Origin of the sequence: Akkermansia muciniphila (assembly GCF_040616545.1) — a bacterium.
In the GTDB taxonomy this organism is placed as follows: Bacteria; Verrucomicrobiota; Verrucomicrobiia; order Verrucomicrobiales; family Akkermansiaceae; genus Akkermansia; species Akkermansia muciniphila_E.
Genome location: NZ_CP156688.1, coordinates 1,716,726 through 1,734,261 on the forward strand (window position 1 = coordinate 1,716,726; position 17,536 = coordinate 1,734,261).

Annotated in this window: 17 protein-coding genes; 5 read left to right on the top strand and 12 right to left on the bottom strand. The window is 57.5% G+C overall.

What is annotated here, in order from left to right; genetic code table 11:
• Positions 1-141: 141 nt before the first annotated feature.
• On the top strand, positions 142-2,661 hold the full coding sequence (locus ABGM91_RS07025) for a pitrilysin family protein (RefSeq protein WP_354830836.1): 2,520 nt from the start codon (positions 142-144) through the stop codon (positions 2,659-2,661).
• A 345-nt stretch (positions 2,662-3,006) separates the two neighbouring features.
• On the opposite strand, the gene ABGM91_RS07030 is transcribed toward ABGM91_RS07025, so the two are convergent.
• From ABGM91_RS07030 to ABGM91_RS07045, 4 genes are all read right to left on the bottom strand, one after another.
• Entirely contained in the window at positions 3,007-3,327 is a 321-nt protein-coding gene (locus ABGM91_RS07030; RefSeq protein ID WP_012420356.1) for a polymer-forming cytoskeletal protein, read from the bottom strand.
• Between the two features lie 34 nt (positions 3,328-3,361).
• The gene (frr, locus tag ABGM91_RS07035) at positions 3,362-3,928 is read right to left on the bottom strand and encodes a ribosome recycling factor (protein ID WP_102713087.1); all 567 of its coding nucleotides are present in this window, start codon (positions 3,926-3,928) and stop codon (positions 3,362-3,364) included.
• A 53-nt stretch (positions 3,929-3,981) separates the two neighbouring features.
• Positions 3,982-4,707 carry a UMP kinase gene (gene pyrH / locus ABGM91_RS07040; RefSeq protein WP_354830843.1) on the bottom strand — a complete coding sequence of 242 codons (726 nt, stop codon included), beginning with the start codon at positions 4,705-4,707 and terminating at the stop codon, positions 3,982-3,984.
• A gap of 65 nt (positions 4,708-4,772) precedes the next feature.
• The gene (locus ABGM91_RS07045) at positions 4,773-5,681 is read right to left on the bottom strand and encodes a mechanosensitive ion channel family protein (RefSeq protein ID WP_290566185.1); all 909 of its coding nucleotides are present in this window, start codon (positions 5,679-5,681) and stop codon (positions 4,773-4,775) included.
• Positions 5,682-5,886: 205 nt separating this feature from the next.
• On the opposite strand from ABGM91_RS07045, the gene ABGM91_RS07050 reads away from it, so the two are divergent.
• Positions 5,887-6,459, top strand: a complete 573-nt coding sequence (locus ABGM91_RS07050) for a hypothetical protein (protein WP_354830846.1) — start codon at positions 5,887-5,889, stop codon at positions 6,457-6,459.
• Between the two features lie 115 nt (positions 6,460-6,574).
• On the opposite strand, the gene ABGM91_RS07055 is transcribed toward ABGM91_RS07050, so the two are convergent.
• Positions 6,575-7,240, bottom strand: a complete 666-nt coding sequence (locus tag ABGM91_RS07055) for a hypothetical protein (protein WP_290566187.1) — start codon at positions 7,238-7,240, stop codon at positions 6,575-6,577.
• Between the two features lie 493 nt (positions 7,241-7,733).
• Entirely contained in the window at positions 7,734-8,357 is a 624-nt protein-coding gene (locus tag ABGM91_RS07060; protein ID WP_354830849.1) for a peroxiredoxin, read from the bottom strand.
• Positions 8,358-8,492: 135 nt separating this feature from the next.
• Here ABGM91_RS07060 and ABGM91_RS07065 point away from each other — a divergent pair, with 135 nt between their 5' ends.
• From ABGM91_RS07065 to ABGM91_RS07075, 3 genes are all read left to right on the top strand, one after another.
• The gene (locus ABGM91_RS07065; protein ID WP_215429705.1) at positions 8,493-10,202 is read left to right on the top strand and encodes a hypothetical protein; all 1,710 of its coding nucleotides are present in this window, start codon (positions 8,493-8,495) and stop codon (positions 10,200-10,202) included.
• Positions 10,203-10,304: 102 nt separating this feature from the next.
• Complete coding sequence (locus ABGM91_RS07070) at positions 10,305-11,858, top strand: hypothetical protein (protein ID WP_354830851.1); 1,554 nt, start codon at positions 10,305-10,307, stop codon at positions 11,856-11,858.
• Positions 11,859-11,871: 13 nt separating this feature from the next.
• Positions 11,872-12,096: a hypothetical protein gene (locus ABGM91_RS07075; protein ID WP_215429709.1), complete on the top strand. Its 225-nt coding sequence runs from the start codon at positions 11,872-11,874 to the stop codon at positions 12,094-12,096.
• Positions 12,097-12,126: 30 nt separating this feature from the next.
• Here ABGM91_RS07075 and ABGM91_RS07080 read toward each other — a convergent pair whose 3' ends face one another.
• The 6 genes from ABGM91_RS07080 to ABGM91_RS07105 all read right to left on the bottom strand — a co-directional run bounded on the left by ABGM91_RS07080 (position 12,127) and on the right by ABGM91_RS07105 (position 17,532).
• Positions 12,127-13,149, bottom strand: a complete 1,023-nt coding sequence (locus ABGM91_RS07080) for a hypothetical protein (RefSeq protein ID WP_354830854.1) — start codon at positions 13,147-13,149, stop codon at positions 12,127-12,129.
• A complete protein-coding gene (locus ABGM91_RS07085) occupies positions 13,146-13,328 on the bottom strand; it encodes a hypothetical protein (protein ID WP_354830857.1) in 183 nt (60 codons plus the stop codon). The genes ABGM91_RS07080 and ABGM91_RS07085 overlap by 4 nt, the downstream gene beginning before the upstream one ends.
• Positions 13,329-13,401: 73 nt before the next feature.
• On the bottom strand, positions 13,402-14,010 hold the full coding sequence (recR, locus tag ABGM91_RS07090) for a recombination mediator RecR (protein ID WP_354830860.1): 609 nt from the start codon (positions 14,008-14,010) through the stop codon (positions 13,402-13,404).
• A complete protein-coding gene (locus tag ABGM91_RS07095; protein WP_290566190.1) occupies positions 14,003-14,452 on the bottom strand; it encodes a hypothetical protein in 450 nt (149 codons plus the stop codon). Before ABGM91_RS07095 ends, recR begins: the two co-directional genes overlap by 8 nt.
• 86 nt (positions 14,453-14,538) lie before the next feature.
• Positions 14,539-15,786, bottom strand: coding sequence for a beta-ketoacyl-ACP synthase II (fabF, locus tag ABGM91_RS07100; protein WP_215429721.1), 1,248 nt, complete (start codon positions 15,784-15,786; stop codon positions 14,539-14,541).
• Positions 15,787-15,900: 114 nt separating this feature from the next.
• The gene (locus ABGM91_RS07105; protein WP_354830863.1) at positions 15,901-17,532 is read right to left on the bottom strand and encodes an alpha/beta fold hydrolase; all 1,632 of its coding nucleotides are present in this window, start codon (positions 17,530-17,532) and stop codon (positions 15,901-15,903) included.
• Between the last annotated feature and the right edge of the window lie 4 nt (positions 17,533-17,536).

The following is a 17,536-nucleotide window of genomic DNA, read 5'->3' on the forward strand; positions in this document are numbered from 1 at the left end:
AAAAATGTGTAGTCATCATGTTTTTTTGAGGAAGGTTTTTGGTTCAATTGCGTTTTTGGAACCGGAGTAAGTCTGACAGTGCCGCGGCGCGTACGGAGCGGCGGCTTGCATGGCCTCCCTTCTTGAGGCACGGTAAGTAACATGAGTTCAGCCAAGGAACCTGTGATGCGCCGTTTTGGAAACGGTTTGACGGTTTTGATCAAGGAGGACAAGTCCCATCCCGTAGTGTCCCTCCAGTACTGGGTGGGCACGGGCTCCATGAATGAGGGGCATTGGCAGGGAAGCGGCCTTTCCCATTTACTGGAACACCTGGTATTCAAGGGAACGGAGAATTACTCCGGCCCGGACCTGGCCCGCAAGGTGCAGGAGCGCGGGGGCCACTGGAATGCGTATACCAGCGTGAACCGCACTGTTTATTATATAGACGGCCCGGCGGAGTCCTGGCAGATTTTCCTGAATCTCCTGACGGAGCTGGTGTTTTCCCCCACGTTCCCGGAAGAAGATATGGAACGGGAGAAGGAAGTGGTGCGCCGGGAGATGGCCATGTATGCGGATGATCCGGATTCCGTGGCCTACCAGCTTCTGATGCAGACGCTGTACCTGAAGCACCCGCGCCGCTGGCCCGTGCTGGGGGAACCGGCTTCCTTTGACGCGCTGACGCGCCAGGACGTGCTGGATTACCATGGCAGCCGCTATGTTCCGAACAACGTGGTGCTTTCCATCGCCGGGGATGTGGACGCCGCGGAGATTCTTTCCCACTTGGAACTGCTGGTGGAGGATTTGAAGTCCCGCCCGCTGAACCGGGAGCTTATTCCCCATGAACCGCACCAGTTCGGCTCCCGCAGGGTGCGGAAGGAATTTGCCGTGCCTTACTCCAAGCTGAACCTTGCGTGGCGGCTGCCCTGTTCCGGCCATCCGGATACGCCGGCTCTTTCCGCCCTGGCCAGTATTCTGGGCGGAGGGCGTTCCGCGCGTTTTTATGAAAAATTCCATGACCGGCTGGGCCTGGTGTATAGCATTGAGGTGCATTCCAACCAGTCCGAGTCTGACGAAGGGGCGTTCACCATCAGCATTGACGTGGACCGGGCCCAGCGCGATAAGGTGCGGGACCTGGTGCTCCAGGAGCTCCGGGATCTGGCGCAGGAGGATTTTACGGAGGACCTGAAGAGGGTCTGCAAGCAGACGCGGGTCAGCCGCCTGCGCCGCAGGAGTTCCGCTGCCGGGGTAGCCTCGGAAATGGGGGCTGACTGGTTCGGCGCGCGCAATTTGAACCTGTCTTCCGAATGGCAGGAGGCCATTGAACGGGTGACGACGGAAGACCTGCGCCGCGTGTGTTCCACCTGGCTGTCCTCCCCGAATGTGACGGAGGTCAGCCTGGACCCCCTGGGCAGCAATGCCGAGGATGGAGACGGCTCCGCCGCCGGGGCGGAAACGGCCCTGAGCGAGCACGTGCTGGGCAACGGCATGAAGGTAGTGATCCGTGAAGACCACCGCCTCCCGCTGGCCTATGCCTGCCTAGCCTTCAAGGCCGGCTGCCGTGCGGAGAATGAACGGGACGCCGGAGTGACGGATTTGATGTCCGAGTGTCTGCTGAAAGGCACCGCCACGCGTTCCGCGGCGGACATCGCCCGTTTTCTGGAAGACATAGGAGGGGCCATCAATACTTCCACCGGCAATAATTCCCTGAGCGTGGGCTGCCAGATTCTGGCGGAAGACCTGGACGCCGGTCTGGAACTGATGGCGGATGTGGTGATGAACCCCTCTTTCCCGGAAGACGCCTTCCTGCGGGAAAAGGAATCTTTTGTGGCGGATGCGGAGGAGGATATGGAAGACCCTCTTTCCGTGGCCTTCAGGCAGGAGCGTAAGGTGGCCTATGGGCCCGTATCCTACGGGAATTCCCCGTCCGGCACGCCGGAGAGCCTTTCTTCATTAACGGTCCAGGACGTGAAGAGCCAGTATGAACGCATCATTTGCGCTTCCAATGCCGTGATCTGCATTTCCGGAGACGTCAGAAAGGAAGAGGTTCTCTCTCTTCTGGAAAAGCGTCTGGGGGGAATGCGGAAGGGAACGCCTCCTGTTCTTACTCCCACCCCCGCGCTGCAAGCCGGACGGGAAGTGGCCGTTCTGGACAAGCAGCAGGCCGTTCTGGTGGTGGGATTGCCCGGTGTGGACGTAGCTTCTCCGGAAATGGCCCAGGCGCTGGTTTTCCAGGCCTGGTGTAGCGACATGGCCGGGCCCGTGTTCACCAGCATCCGGGAGGAGGCCGGGCTGGCCTATTATGCCAGTTCCAGCCTGTTCATCGGCATGGATGCCGGGGGCATCTGCTTCTACCTGGGGACCTCCCCGGAGCAATTGGAGGAAGCCGGAGAGCGCCTGGAAAAAACGCTGGAAATGATTCATGAACGCGGCATGACGGAAGAGGAGCTGGAGCGTACCAAGGCCTCCGCCCTGTCTTCCCGCCTGCTGGCCATGCAGTCCAACGGAGCCCTGTGCCAGATGCTGGTGCTGGATATCCTGTTCGGGCTGCCCCTGGATGCGTTTGAACGGCAGACGGACGCCATCAGGGGCATGACGCTGGACCAGGTGAACGCCTTTATCAAGAAGGTGCTGGACCCCGCGCAGCCCCGGTCCGTGTCCATCGTCCGTCCGCCGCTTCCCTGAGGAAGCGCGCGGGGCGGTGGTTTCCGCCCCGTCTGCCGGAGTTTGTCGCGCAGGCAGATGAATTCCGCCGGAGTTTGTTCCTGTACTGTACCGCGCACATGGGCATAGACACCCGGCTGGGAGTGAAGGTTTCCCGGCCCTTGCAAAGTACGGCGGTGAAAGGAAGGAAATCTCCTGTGTGTTCCGTATGATCATGAAGGCGAAAGGAGGGAGCCTTCCTCTCCAGGCTGGATGTCTAGCGTTGTTACCTGCTTTTCCGGCGGGGAATTCCGTGCTGTACGCGGACGCAAAAAAGCCGTTCCCTTTTTGAGGAACGGCTTGGTAAAAATGGAGCGTATTTTTTTCTTAACCGATTTCCGTGCGGCCCAGCAGGTGGGCGCCTTCTTCCATGGCGAGGCTGCGGGTTTTCATGTCTCCCACGACGCGGGCCTGCTGCTTGAGCTCGCAGCGGTCAGAGGTGACCTTGCCTTCCACGTTGCCGTAAATGCGCACGTCTCCGGCGGTGATGTCACCCTTGATCTGGGCGGTTTCTCCGATGGTGACCTTTCCCTTGTCGGAAATGATTTCACCTTCAATCTTGCCGTCGATGTGCATGTCGTTCTGGAAACGGATGGTTCCCTTGATTTCAATGCCGGAGGCGAGGAAGTTTGTTACGTTGTCTGTCATTGTCGTAAAATGGTTGGGGATGGAGGGTTCTGGCTTAGATGGTCATGATGTCCTTTTCCTTGGCGGCCACCAGTTCATCAATCTCCTTGACGTATTTGTCCGTGAGCTTCTGGATCTGCGTTTCCAGGTCGCGCTGGCCGTCTTCCGTGACAAGGTTGTCCGCCTTGAGCTTTTTGGCGGAGTCAATGGCTGCCTTGCGGACGCCGCGGACGCGGACGCGGGCTTCTTCCGCCTGGGATTTTACCAGCTTCACCAGGTCCTTGCGGCGTTCTTCCGTGAGGGCGGGAATGGGCAGGCGGATGGAGCGGCCTTCCACAAGCGGGTTGAGGTTCAGCTTGCTTTCATTGATGGCGCGGCCGATGTCATGAACGGTGCTGGGGTCAAACGGCTGGATGAGGATCAGGCGCGGTTCAGGGGTGCTGATTACGGCCAGGCCCTTCAGCTTCATGACGGAGCCGTAGCTGGAGACGTGCACGTCCAGGTTTTCCACGAGGCCGGGGGAGGCTTTTCCCGTGCGTACGCCGGAGAATTCCTGTTTGGCGAAGTCCACGGCCTTGAGCATGGATTCCTCCGTTTCCAATAATAGTGTTTCTGCGTCCATGATGATGGTGGGTGCTAAGTGTTTTTGTAGGTTGGAAAAGGGTTTGCGGGCGTTTAGCTGATGGTGGTGCCGATGGGCTCCCCGAGCAGGGCGCGCGTGATGTTGCCCGGCTCGTGCATATCGAATACGATGATGGGCTTCTTGTTGTCCATACACAGGGTGAATGCGGTGGAGTCCATCACCTTGAGCTGGCGTTCCAGGCATTCCTGGTAGGAGATGGTGTCAAAGCGCTTGGCGCCGGAAACTTTCTTGGGGTCCGCATCGTACACGCCGTCCACGGAGGTGGCCTTCATCACCACTTCCGCGTTGATCTCGCTGGCGCGCAGGGCCGCCGTGGTGTCCGTGGAAAAGAACGGATTGCCCGTGCCCGCGGCAAAGATGACGATTTTATTATTGTCCAGGTAGGAACGGGCCGTCAGGCGGATGAAGGGTTCCGCTACGTTTTTCATTTCAATGGCGGACTGGACCACGCAGGGGGCTCCCGCGCGTTCCAGCGCGCTCTGGAGGGCCAGGGCGTTCATCACCGTGGCGAGCATGCCGACGTAATCCGCCGTGGCGCGGTCCATGCCGCGCACGCTGGCTTTCGCCCCGCGCCAGAAGTTGCCGCCGCCCACGACGAGGCCGAGCTGCACGCCTGCGCGGTGAGCCTGGGCGATTTCTTCAGCAATGCGGGCGACGATTTCCGGGGAAATATTGTCCATGCTGCCGGGGCTGCGCAGGGCTTCTCCGCTGAGTTTCAGGAGGATTCTTTGATAGACGGGTGCGGATGTGTCAGACATAGTGCGGATTTTACGCAGACAAGATTGAAATTTCACGCGGCAAAAAGAAAGCAAAAAGAGAGCCCCTACTGATTTTTCTCCGGCGTACCGGAGATTTCCACCTTGATGGGGGTTCTGCTCTCCAGGCTGCGGGTGGGGAAGGGGAAGGAAATTCCCTCTGCCGCAAAGCGGTGCTTGATGTCATGGGCAAGCGTTTTCTGGCAGTCCAGGAAGTTGTCCTTCAGGCACCAGGCGCCTATCTTGAACCCCAGGGAGGAGTCCTGGAATCCCGTGAACATGATGACGGGCGCCGGATCGTCCAGACAGAGCCTGTTTTGTTTGACCACTTCCCCAAGCACGGCCACCACGTGCTCAATATCGCAATTGTAGTCCACCCCCAGGTCCAGGTCACAGCGGCGTGTGGAGAAGCGGGTGATGTTGCTCACCGGGTTTTTAATGATCATTTCATTGGGGATGCGGACCATGGTGTTGTTCGCCAGCCGGAGCTGGACGGACATGAGGTTGATGGAGTCCACATTGCCGGTGATGCCCCCCACTTCAATCATGTCCCCCAGGTTGATCTGCTTTTCCCCTACCAGGAAGAGGCCGCTGATGATGTTGGACAGGGAGGTCTGGGAGGCGAAGCCCACCGCCACGCCGATGATGCTGGCCGCGCCCAGCAGGGTAAGGATGTCAAAGCCCATCAGGGCGAAGGCTTCCACACCGATGATGATGTACCCCGCGTTTTTAACGATTTTTACCGTCAGGCGGGATGCCTGCGGCGACATTTTCAGGCTGGTTATTTTCCGGAGCACCTGGCAGAGGAGCTTCAGAAGAATCCAGCTTACTACCAGCCAGATGACCACGTGAAGGATTTTAGCGCCCACGGACTGCACCATTTCCAGCTTGAGCCAGTCCGGCATGTTCAGAAAATCCATGGTTCTTGTCCAGATATCTTCCCTGGAGGCTGCGGCTGCCATGAAATCCATATTCATGCCAAGGATGTAGCAAACACCCCTGTACGGCTCAAGGGGCGTGCGCGTATTCCTCCGGATTTATGACAGTTCCGGCCATTTGGCGGAGGGAGAAGCGCTGCCGTTTTCGCGTGATGCCGTGCAGCGTTTTTTACCGTCACATTGCCGTGAGAGACAAATGCCGCTGGTTAAAACGCTTCCAGAGAGAATAGATTGCTGAACAGCCATGAATAAAAATAATGTTGTCCTGTGGTGTATGGGAATATCCTCCCTGGTTTTTCCGGCGGAAGCCGGAACTGGCCGTACGCTGGAAACCGGGCGCGCCGCCGGGTATTATACCCATTCCGGGAAAGGGGAGAGAAGCGCCAAGGAACGCTTTGAACGTTTCAAGTCGCGCCGCGCCCCTGCCGTCGTCAGGGATACTGTTTCCGTCGTTGGAGAAGATGGAAAAAGCTATGAGGCGGAAGTAGAACTCGTAGATCCCGAGGCCAGGGCCAGAGCTGCGCGGGAAGCGTGGGAAAAGAGGCAAGGGGCCAAGGCCAGAACCTTTGTCAACCAGGCGGAGCAGGAGGCACGGTCCAAAATAGCTTCACGGGAGGAAGAGAAGAAAGCGCTGGCCTCTTCCATGCAGAGGCTGAGAGCTGCCGTGCAGGTTGGAACGGTGGACAAGCTTCTGGCGGAAAAATTGGTGGACGTGTTGTCCCGGCGGGTGCGGGAGGGGATGATGAACAGGCTGGAGGCGGCGAAGGCGATTAATTATCTGATTGCCAATAACAAGGTGAATGTGGCAATGGATTAGCAATTTCTGGGGACGGAGACCCCTGCCGGGAGGGGAGAGCTTTTTCCGCCGGGCTCCGTGAATGGACAGGCACGGAAGGATTTTTAGTACTGGGAATGTGCGCCTTGAAGAGATGTCAGCTGCCGGATACGCGCGTTAAAATAGAGAAAAAGCGGGAGGGCCTGTTGGGAATGAGGTATAATTTACCTTCAGCGGAAAAGAAAATGACTTCCATTCCCTTTTCGGTCCCCCTGTCCACACGCGCCAGCTTCCATTCCCCCCTGGGACTGGAAGACGTATAAACCAGATAGAATTTAAGAGAGCCGTCCGGGTTTTTCTTGGCCGCTTTTGACTTGTTGGAGAAGTCATACAGCTCGCCGCCCTGGTTCTTCCAGATTCCGTTTAATACCTGGTCCACCGGGCTGTCGTCAGAGTGGAAGGGCTTCATGTAGCTGTGGATGGCGATCGCCTCCTCCATGTTTCCCTGCTGGGCCAGCTGCTTCTGCCTTTTTTCCACAGCGGCCAGATATTTCTGGGTCAACGGCTGGCACGCTTTGGAATATTCCGTCCGGAATTCCTGGTGAAGGTTGTTCAAGTCCGGTTCCGGTGATTTGATGATGCCCTGCCTGCCGTCTTGAAGCGTGAGCCAGTCAATGCCGGAGTCCTTATGGATTTGAATGATGGTGGAGTCATCCTTTTTAACCCAGATGCGCAGGGGCTCCTCCCTGAAGACAACTATTTCCCGGGAGGATTTGCCGGGGTCCGCCCACTGGTTCTGGGGCTGGAATGCCGTTTGCTTCACGTCTTTTGAGAACCGCCTCAGGCTGGAATCCAGGAACTGCGTGAATTCACTGCTGTCCCCATTCTTTTTCCAGGCCTTTCCTATGAAAAACGGGTCAATGGTAGTTGCAGGAGGCGGAGAGAGGATATCTTTTTTGATGCTTTGAAGAACGGATTGAATCTGCTTGGCTTTTTCAAAGTCGGATTGGTTGACTGCCTGCTGCTGAAGAGAGAGAAGTTTTTTTGAAAATGCCGGAAGAAGAGACTCTCCGCGCCGGAAACAGAATTTTTGGTAGGCCGTTTCAAGATCCCTGATGCTTTCTGGCGCCTGGGCGTTTGCGGCGCAGGCGGAACCTGCAAAGGCAGAAACCAATAGGAAAGCAGGAATGAAGTAGTTCATTCATGGTAAGGTAAAACGGAAGGTTTCACGGGTCAATGTTTATATGTTAGAAAAAGCGACAAAAAAGGCCGTTTCCCGGAGTGGGAAACGGCCATGAAATGTTGCCGGGGGCAGCTTACTTGCTGAGGTAGGAGGCCACGCCTTCGTGGGACGGAGTCATGGCTGCGTCACCCTTGTGCCAGCCAAGGGGGCATACTTCTCCGTACAGTTCAAAGTGCTGGAGGGCGTCTACCACGCGGATGGCTTCATCAATGGAACGTCCCAGCGGGAAGTCGTTGATGAGCTGGTGGCGGACGATGCCGTTTTTGTCAATCAGGAAGAGGCCGCGGTAGGCGATCAGTTCCCCGTTGACTTCCACGTTGCCGTCTTCATCAATTTCCTCGTCTCCGGCCAGCACGCCGTAGTCAGCGGAAATGGTCTTGTTGATATCGGAAACGATGGGGTAGGTCACGCCCTGGATGCCGCCTTGGTCGCGGGGGGTGTTCACCCAGGCCCAGTGGGAGAATTCGCTGTCCGTGGAGCAGCCGACGACGGCTACGTCACGCTTGTCGAATTCGCCCAGGGCTTCCTGGAAGCCGATCAGTTCCGTGGGGCATACGAACGTGAAGTCCTTCGGGTAGAAGAACAGGATTACGTACTTTTTGCCCTTGAACTGGTCAAGACTGAAATCCGGTACGATGGTACCGTTTACAACTGCGTTTGCACTAAAATGAGGTGCCGGTTTTCCAATGAGGAGCATGGTCGGTTTTTTGGTTTAGTTCTAAAAGAATGATTCCAAAAAACAAGAGGAAGTCAAGAGGCAATGATGCCTTCTTCATGAGAAAGGAGCCTGTTTTCTCTTGAAAGGGAGGCTTTTTTTGTCAGTATGGCCTGCATGTCATCCCCAAAGCCTCAACAAGACGAGTGGTCCGGAAAAATCGGCGTGATTCTTGCTGTGGCCGGAAGCGCCGTGGGGCTGGGTAACTTTCTGCGCTTTCCGGGGCTGGCGGCCCAGTATGGCGGGGGAGCCTTCATGGTGGCATACGGCATCATGCTGGTGCTGGTGGGCCTGCCCGTGGCCTGGGCGGAATGGTCCATCGGGCGCCGCGGCGGCCAGTTGGGCGCCCATTGCGCCCCCGGCGTGTTCTGGTACCTGACCAAGGGGTCCAGGCTGTGGAAGTTCCTGGGAGTGCTGGCGGTTCTGGGGCCTTCCTCCGTGGCGTTTTACTACATGGTGGTGGAGGCGTGGTGCTGCGGCTATTTCTGGAAGATGCTGACCCAGCCGGAAGTGTTCTCCACGGCTGAGGGGACGGCGCATACCTTCTTCAGCTTCACGGGCATGTACGGAGACGGGAGCGCCCTCCTGTCTGACAACGGGCTGCTCTGGATCGTCATAGGGGTCATCCTGCTGAACCTGGGAATCATTTACCGGGGAATCAGCAAGGGAATTGAGATGTTTTCACGCTGGTTCATGCCGTTGCTTCTCCTGATTTCCCTGGTGCTGCTGGTGCGCATTTTATGCATTGGCACGCCGGACCCGTCCCAGCCGGACCGCAGCATTGAGCAGGGGCTGGGTTACATGTGGAATCCCAGCAAGGTACTGGTGGAAGAGCAGGACCCGCACAGCGGAGAGTGGAAGACGGTCTCCATGGTATCCGCCTCCCATGAGGGGGCCATGGATGAAGCCGTGCGGCAGGTGGAAATGTCCGCAGGAGCCCGGAGGCTTACCAGGGTGACCTTGTGGGACGGACTGAAAAACATTGAACTCTGGGTGGCCGCGGCCGGGCAGGTGTTCCTGAGCCTTTCCGTGGGAACGGGGCTGATCCTGACGTATGCCAGCTATGTCAGGAAGAAGGAGGACATTGCGCTGAGCGGCCTTTCCGCCGCCGCGTCCAATGAAGTGTGCGAGGTAGGCATTGCCGGCATGATGACGGTTCCCGCCGCCGTGGCGTTCCTGGGGGTGGCCGGAGCCGCCGGGCAGGGAACCTTTGCGCTGGGCTTCATGGTGCTTCCCCAGGCTTTTGCCAAGATGGGGTCCAGCGTGGTCTTCGGCAGCCTGTTTTTCCTGCTCCTGACCGTGGCGGCGGTGACCAGCTCCATCTCCATGATGCAGGTGGGCTTGTCCTTCATTGAGGAATTCATGGGGCTGAAACGCAAGATGGCCGTGGTGGTGCAGGGTTTTTTCACGGCCACGGGCACCCTGATTGTCGCCTGGTACAGCGGGAACTTGCTGGCGATGGATACGTATGACTTCTTTCTGGGCACCCTGTGCTTCTTTGTAAGCGCCATGGTCATGATGATTCTGTTTTCCTGGAAGCTGGGGGTGGACAAGGGGCTGACGGACCTGGAGGACGGCTCCGTGATCCGGATTCCCAGGATTTACCGCTTTATCATGAAATTTGTGACGCCCACGCTCCTGCTGGCCATTTTCCTGACCTGGCTGGCGCAGAATATCTGGGTGAAGCAGGCCGCTCCCATCCAGGCGCTGGGGCGCGGAGAGCATGGGGCCGTGATTCCGGTAGGCTTTCTGGCGGCATATACCCTGTTCCTGCTCTTCATCACCATGGCGTCCGGAAGGCACAAGGTGTACCACGGGCCGCGGTAGGCAGGGGAAAACTGCGGGAATGCCCGTTTATCCGTGGCTTGCGGCAGTCGGGGGCCTCATCCGGAGGCTTGACCCCCGGCGGATTTGATATAGGCTGGTACCATGTCCAGAATGAGGAGGATACGCCGCAAAAAGCCCCGCACCGGAGGCGTTTGGAAAAAGCTGCTGCTGTGGAGCGTCCTGGGGGCGCTTGTGCTGGCCGTGGCGGCTGTAACCGGCTCCTACCTGTATGTGCGGGCTTACTTGAAGAGCGATGATTTTTTAACCATGCTGGGTCAGTCCGCGGTGGACGACATGAATGTGGATACCGCCAGAATAGCCCCCTTGGACTGGGACGGCTCCGGAATCCGGTGCGACAGCGTGACGATGGAGGGGCACGAATTCCTGACCTCCCTCCAGGCAAAATCCATTGAGACGGAATTCAACCGCTGGGATCTGCTGAAGCGCGCCTTTGTCATCACCTCCGTAAACATTGCGGAAGTAAAGCTTCAACTGGCCCCGGTGCCTTTCCACTTTAAGGAAAAGGAGGAAGAGCCCAAGAGCTGGGTGGAAAAGAATATTCTGCCGGATACGTTCCGCCTGGAAAAGGGAAGCATTGATTCCCTGTCCGTATCCTACGGAGTGCCCGGCAGGATGTATGCCCTGAACGGAGCCCGCGTGGAAAGCACCCATGACGCCGGATCCAGCCAGTACAGGTTTGACATTCAGGGGGGCAGGCTGCTGATCCCCTTCAAGGGCTGTCCGGAATTTTCCCTGATGTCCGGCACGGCGCAGTTCAATCATTCCAGCAGGAGGGTGAACGTGCCCTCCTGCCGCCTGACGACGGATGCGGGAGGCTATCTGGACATTAAGGGGGACTGGGACGGCCTTTCCTCCTCCTGGACGGCGAACATGGTGGTCAACAGCGTTCCCGCCGCCTCCATTCTGGAAAATGACTGGAAAAAGCATGTCCAAGGGAGCGTGAGCGGGGGTGTGGACCTGCGCGGCGGCCGGAACGGACTGACCCATGTGGCGGGCCTGGTGAGGTTGCAGGACGGCATGCTGACCGGGCTTCCTGTTCTGGACAGGCTGGCCCTGTTCTGCGGTTCCCCCAGATTCCGCCAGCTGCCCCTGCACAAGGCATCCGCCCAGTTCCGCTACAGCGGGAACGCCTGGCATATTTCCGACATTCTGGTGGAAAGTGAAAATCTGGTGAGGGTGGAAGGCTGGCTGGAGGTCGGCAAGGGTGGCGAACTGAACGGAAGGCTCCAGGTGGGGCTGCGGGCGGATGGCCTGTGGAGCGCCCTGCCGGGCTTTTCCGACGTATTTTCCGCTTCCCGCCAGGGAGTGGGCGGCAATCTGGTGTGGGCCAATGTGAACATTGGAGGCACGCTGGACAACCCGTCGGAAGACTTGTCCGCCCGGCTCATCAAGGCGGCGGGAGACCGTTTGACGCAGATTGGAATGGGGAAGGTGGCGGAAGTGGCGGACGTAGCGTCCCGCCTGCTGAACAAAGGGGCCGGAGAGGGCAGGGATAAAGACGAGAAAGGTGACGGCGATTTCAAGATACCGGCCGCGGACAAGGTTCCCGTTCCCGTGATGCCCAATCTTCAGGACGCCGCGGAAAAGGGGCTCAAGACCGGGAGTGACCTGATGAACGGGCTGATGAATTTGTAACCTGATTTTCCAGATGAAACTTTACCCCTACCAGATGGTGCAGGCGGTGGCCGTGATTGTGGAGCGCATCGCGGAAACGGCCTTCCGGGCTACTCTGCCGAACGGCAAGACTACCGTGGCTTTTGTGGAAAAAAAGAATGCCCCGCTGAGAGATGTGCTTAAGCCGGGCGACCGGGTGAACGTGACGATTTGCCCGGCGGATTTTGACCGCGCCCGCGTGGACGGCCTGGCGGAGTAACGGAGAATGTAATGGCGTATTTCAAGCCACTCAGTTCTTGTTCTGTATTTCCTGTTGTTCCAGGTACAGGGCTTCTTCCAGAAGATAACTGGGGGAGGAAGTCATTATTTCCGGATACTGTTCCAGTAATAATTTCATTTTTGGATGGTTTTCCACAAGAATCAGGAACCGTCGATAAAACTGTTCCGGCTCCTTGATGTCAGGCGGAGGCAGCATTCCTTTCTTGTATCCGGCAACGTGAACTTTTTCATGATATAGTTTTCCCAAGCGGTGCTGAGCCGCCTCCGAGGATGGAGGAGGCAGTTCAAATAATTCTTCTGCTATTTGCATCACCCGGAGTCCTTTTTTATAAAGAGAATCAATATCTTGTTCCGTTTTTGTTTTCCAAATATGCTGTGTGAATTGCGTATGGGCTTCTGACAGCTCTTGAATCAGCTTTGCCTGAACGATCTCATCTCCTGTCCAATTTTTAAATTGAGGAGAGTAGCCTTGCCGGGGAAGGGGGGTCTTTGGAATTTTTCCTGACATGTCATTCAAACCGTTCCTTGTTATATCTTTCCATGCCTCACCCTGAAGAATACTGTTTAACTCATTTATCCATGACGGATTTCCTTTCAATTTGTTTATTAATTTTTCACAGATATCCCTAATGGATTTTTGCTTCCAGTTCAGTCCGAAGAACGATCTTGTATACCCGTAAATTGGATCGTTAAACAGATCGTTTAGCGCAAGCATATGAGAAGAATTATCAGGATCTAAATTTTCAGCTATGCTTTCCCATATTGCAAGATAGATTTCAGGTGTTAGAGAAAACAAAAAATTAAATAAATCCCTCTGATCGCGGGTAAAAGATGAATATTTACTTAAAATATCGCTGCAATGCGTATTAAAATATACAGATATGTCTTCCTCAGATAAATTTCGGTAATTATTTAAAAAATAATTTAAGGACGTATTGCCGGAGGAATTTGTAATAGGCCCATCCTTAACATTTGCATAAGAAATTGAACTATAACAAATTAAACATGCGAAGAGGGGAATGCAATAATTCATGGTTGATATATTCTAAAATATTTGGGGAAGTTAAGAGTAATTTTTTTATTAACATCAAATGTACCTCCGCTGATGATACCTCCATCATAATCAATAAAGCCGCAGTGCTCGTCATCCAGAGCAATCCACCCAAGTTGTGGAAGCGTATTGCCCGCGCTTTTCCACAGCCAATTTCCCATTCCTGTTGATGAATTTTTCCATTCAACAACGATTTATGAATTTAGATATAAAATTCTGTAATAAAGAATGGTATCAAAGCTGTGTGCGGCCTTCCAGGGCCTTCATCAGCGTCAGCGTGTCTGCATGGCTGAGGCCGGAGCCGGCAGGCAGTCCCTGGGCCGGGCGGGTGATCTTGCAGTCCAGGTCTTTGAGCAGGTGGTGCAGGTAGGTTGCCGTGGCTTCCCCTTCCACATCGGACCCGGTCGCCAGAATGACTTCACAACCCGGCTGGCGGGTGACGCGTTCCACCAGGGCGTGGATATTGAGGTCTTCCGGTTCCACATCGTCCAGCGGGGAGAGCTTCCCTCCCAGGCAGTGGTACAACCCGCGGTAGGCACTGCTGCGTTCAATGGGAATGACGTCCGTAGCCTGTTCCACCACGCAGATGAGCGAGCTGTCCCGCTCTTCATCCCGGCAGGCGGCGCAGGGTTCGCCGGCGGTGCTGAAAAAGCCGCATACGGGGCACGGGGTGACGTGTTCAGCTGCCTGGCCGATGGTGCGGGCAATGGATTCCGCCTCTCCCATGTGGCCCTGGAGCATCCACAGGGCCATGCGCTCCGCGCCGCGGGTGCCGATGCCCGGAAGCTGTTTCAGGGCGGCTACCAGTTCAAGTACGGGAAGGGGATAGTCCAGATTATTCATGAGCGGGGGGTGGTTCGGAAATGGGCTGGTCCGGTGGCGGCTGGGGCCACAGGATGGCGAGAATGCCCGCGCACCCTGCGGAGAGCAGGCATGGAACGGGATTGAAGAAAACGCCCCACAGCCCCAGCACGGGAGTGAAGCAGGCCAGCAGAAGAAGGAAGGCAGCCAGAACGGCTGTTTTACGGAGGGTCCCGCGGATCAGCAGCAGATCGTAGACCAGGGCCAGAGTCAGGATGATGCACAGCAGGAAGCCCGTGCCGGGAGAAAGGGCGGGTGTTTCCGGTCCCAGCAGGAACGGAGCGGGCGCCATGGCTTCCTTCAGCTCCTGCGCCCAGGCCGGAGTGACGCCCACGGAATACAGCACCACGATCAGGATGATCCCCGTGACGGAGAACAGGGCCCAGCGCATGAGCAGAATGTCCTGATGTTTGTGGGAAAGCATGGCTGTAAATGAAGAAGGCGGAAGCGTGATGGCTGCGGTGGACACAAACATCAGCGCTTCCGCCGGGAAGAGGGTGCCTGAAGGGATCAGGAGAATCTCTTGACGATGACGGAGGAGTTATGCCCGCCGAAGCCGAAGGAGTTGCTCAGGGCGGCGTCCACCTTGGCCTTCCGGGCCGTGTTGGGCACGCAGTCCAGATCGCATTCCGGGTCCTGGTTATCCACGTTGATGGTGGGCGGAATGATGCCGTCCTGCATGGCCATGATGCAGGCTGCCAGTTCCACACCGCCGGCGGCGCCCAGAAGGTGGCCCGTCATGGATTTGGTGGAGCTGATGAGCAGGCCGTTTTTAGCGTGGTCGCCAAAGACGGCCTTGATGGCCTTCGTTTCACAGATGTCGCCCAGCGGGGTGGAGGTGCCGTGGGTGTTGATGTAGTCAATGTCTTCCGGCTTCATTCCGGCGTGTTCCAGGGCCATCTGCATGCAGCGGGCGGCTCCGCGGCCTTCCGGATCCGGAGCGGTCAGGTGGTAGGCATCTGCGGAGATGCCGTAGCCCACGAGTTCCGCATAGATTTTCGCGCCGCGTTTCTGGGCGTGTTCCAGCGTTTCCAGAATGACGACGCCGGCGCCTTCACCCATGACGAAGCCGTCGCGGTCCACATCATACGGGCGGGAGGCGCGCTGGGGCTCGTCATTGCGGGAGCTGAGGGCTTTCATGTTGCTGAAGCCGGATACGCCCGTGGGCAGGATGGTGGCTTCCGCCCCGCCGCAGACCATGACGTCCGCATCACCGAACTTCATGATGCGCCAGGCTTCCCCGATGTTGTGGTTGGAGGTAGCACAGGCCGTGACGATGGACATGTTCGGTCCGCCGAGGCCGTATTCCATGGAGATGAGGCCGGAGGCGATGTTGCTGATCATGTACGGAATCATGAAGGGGGATACGCGGGTCGGCCCCTTGGAGAGAAGCGTGGCGTGCTGGGTTTCCAGCGTGCCGAGGCCGCCGATGCCGCTGCCTACCATGACGCCGATGCGGGTTTTGTCTTCCGCGTCCAGGTCCATGCCGGAATCCTTGAGAGCCATTCCGGCGGCGCCCATGGCAAAGTGCGTAAAGCGGTCCACGCGGCGCGCGTCCTTGGGCGTCTTGAAGTAGGGGGACGGATCGAAATCCTTGACTTCACCGGCGATTTTCGTGGAGTAGTCGGTGACATCCATGGACTTGATGGTGTCAATGCCGCTGCGGCCAGCCTTCATGGCTTCCCAGGTGGATGCAAGATCATTGCCCAAGGGGCTGATCACTCCGATGCCGGTGATAACAATTCTGCGGTCGGTCATAATAAGTGTGAGTGGTTGCAAATAATGCTTGAGCCAGAATAGGGATCATTACAGGAAAGTCAAGCTAATCCCCTTGTCCGCCAGTGCGGCGGGAATGCGGCGCCGGAACCGGGGCTATCTGGAGGCGCGCGGTTCCTGTTTCACCGCAGGGGTTCCGGTTTTACGAACGGATTCCAGGATAAAATCCACAATGGGCGCCGGGTCCGGGAGGCTGTGGGGATGGTGGCCCACCCCCGGTTTATGAATTACCTTGATGCTGCCGCCCAGGGCGCGGTATTTCCGTTCCACGACGGCCATGTTCTCTTCCAGGGGCACCACGTCATCCGCATCCCCCACTACGGCGAGGATCGGTATGCGGCCCTTGGCCAGGGGAGCCAGCTTGTTGACGGGACTCAGTTTTCCAGAGACGGCTTCCTGTTCCGTCACGCCGTAGATGTCCAGCAGGCGGCGCCAGTCCTCCGGGGAGCCTTTTCCCTTTCCCTTGCCGCCGGGCCAGCTTGCGACGTCGCAAACGGGGGCATCCACATACATGGCCGCTACCCGGTCCGGGTGCAGGGCTGCCCAGTTAAAGGAGAACAGGCCTCCGCGGCTGAACCCTTCCAGGACCGTTTTAGGGGAAAGGCCGTAGTCCCTGACCAGGATATTATAAAACTGGTCCATGATTTTCATGGCCGCGGGTGAGCCATACATATTCTGCACATCCACATAAGCCACGTGAAAGCCTTTCTTAAGCAGGGCCACGTCCGCCTGGGGCTCATGGCCAAAGAATTCCTGCCGCCATATCCAGGGCTTGTTTTCCGCCGGTGTTCCGGGAAGAACAAGAGTGGCGCTTCTGCCTGCTGCCTTGAACCGCAGGGAAGGGAAGCCCTGCCATTCCGAGACGCTTACTCCCTCCCGGAGGAAGGGAAGTACGGAAACGGGAACTCCCTTCGGGATGCCGGGGCGCCGGTGGCCCGTTTCCGTCAGCCATGCCAGTTTGTAGACGTTATGCCGGTCCAGGGCTTTCCTGAAATCATCCCCTTCCGGAAAACGGACGCGGGAGGGGACGCGGAGGATGGAGGCGAGCGGCGGCCAGACGGCCCCGGCAATCATGGAGTGGCCTTCTGTGCCCGGGTGGACACCGTCCCCGGCATAAATGAATTTGGGGTTCTTTTTCTTCGCCTCCCGGATTTGCCTGGCAAGTTCAGGGCGCATGTCCACTACCTTCCAGCCCGCTTTTTTCCGGCTGACCAGCCATGCGGCATAGGTATCCAGCACCTGGTTGTAACGGGCCGCATCCTTTTCCGGGGTATCCGCCATGTACTGGGGCGGCGTGATGACGATGAATTTGGCCCCGGCCCCTTCCACCCGCTGCTTCAGCCGCTCCATGCCTTTTTTAAAGGCCTGGAAGGCGGCTTCTGAAAAAGGCTTCATCATGCCGTCATTCATGCCGTAGCAGGCAATGACGAGGGTGGGCCTGTATTTGGACAGAATGGAATCCAGGCGGTCATGGAGGCAGGGGCGCGGAAAGGCGCCCCCGGCGTGGCCCGGTTCCGACAGGCCGGAGACTGTTTCACTGGGGAGGGCCATGCTGACGATTTCCGCATGCCGGTAGGCCGGAGTCTGCCGCAGGGCTGACTCCACCAGGGCAGGCCATTGTCCGGAATACGGGATGCTGTCCCCCAGAAAGGCGATTCTGGGTTCCGCTCCTACGGCGTGCGCCAGGAACAGAGCCAGCAGTACCGGGATGATGCGCAGTGCGTTCATTCTC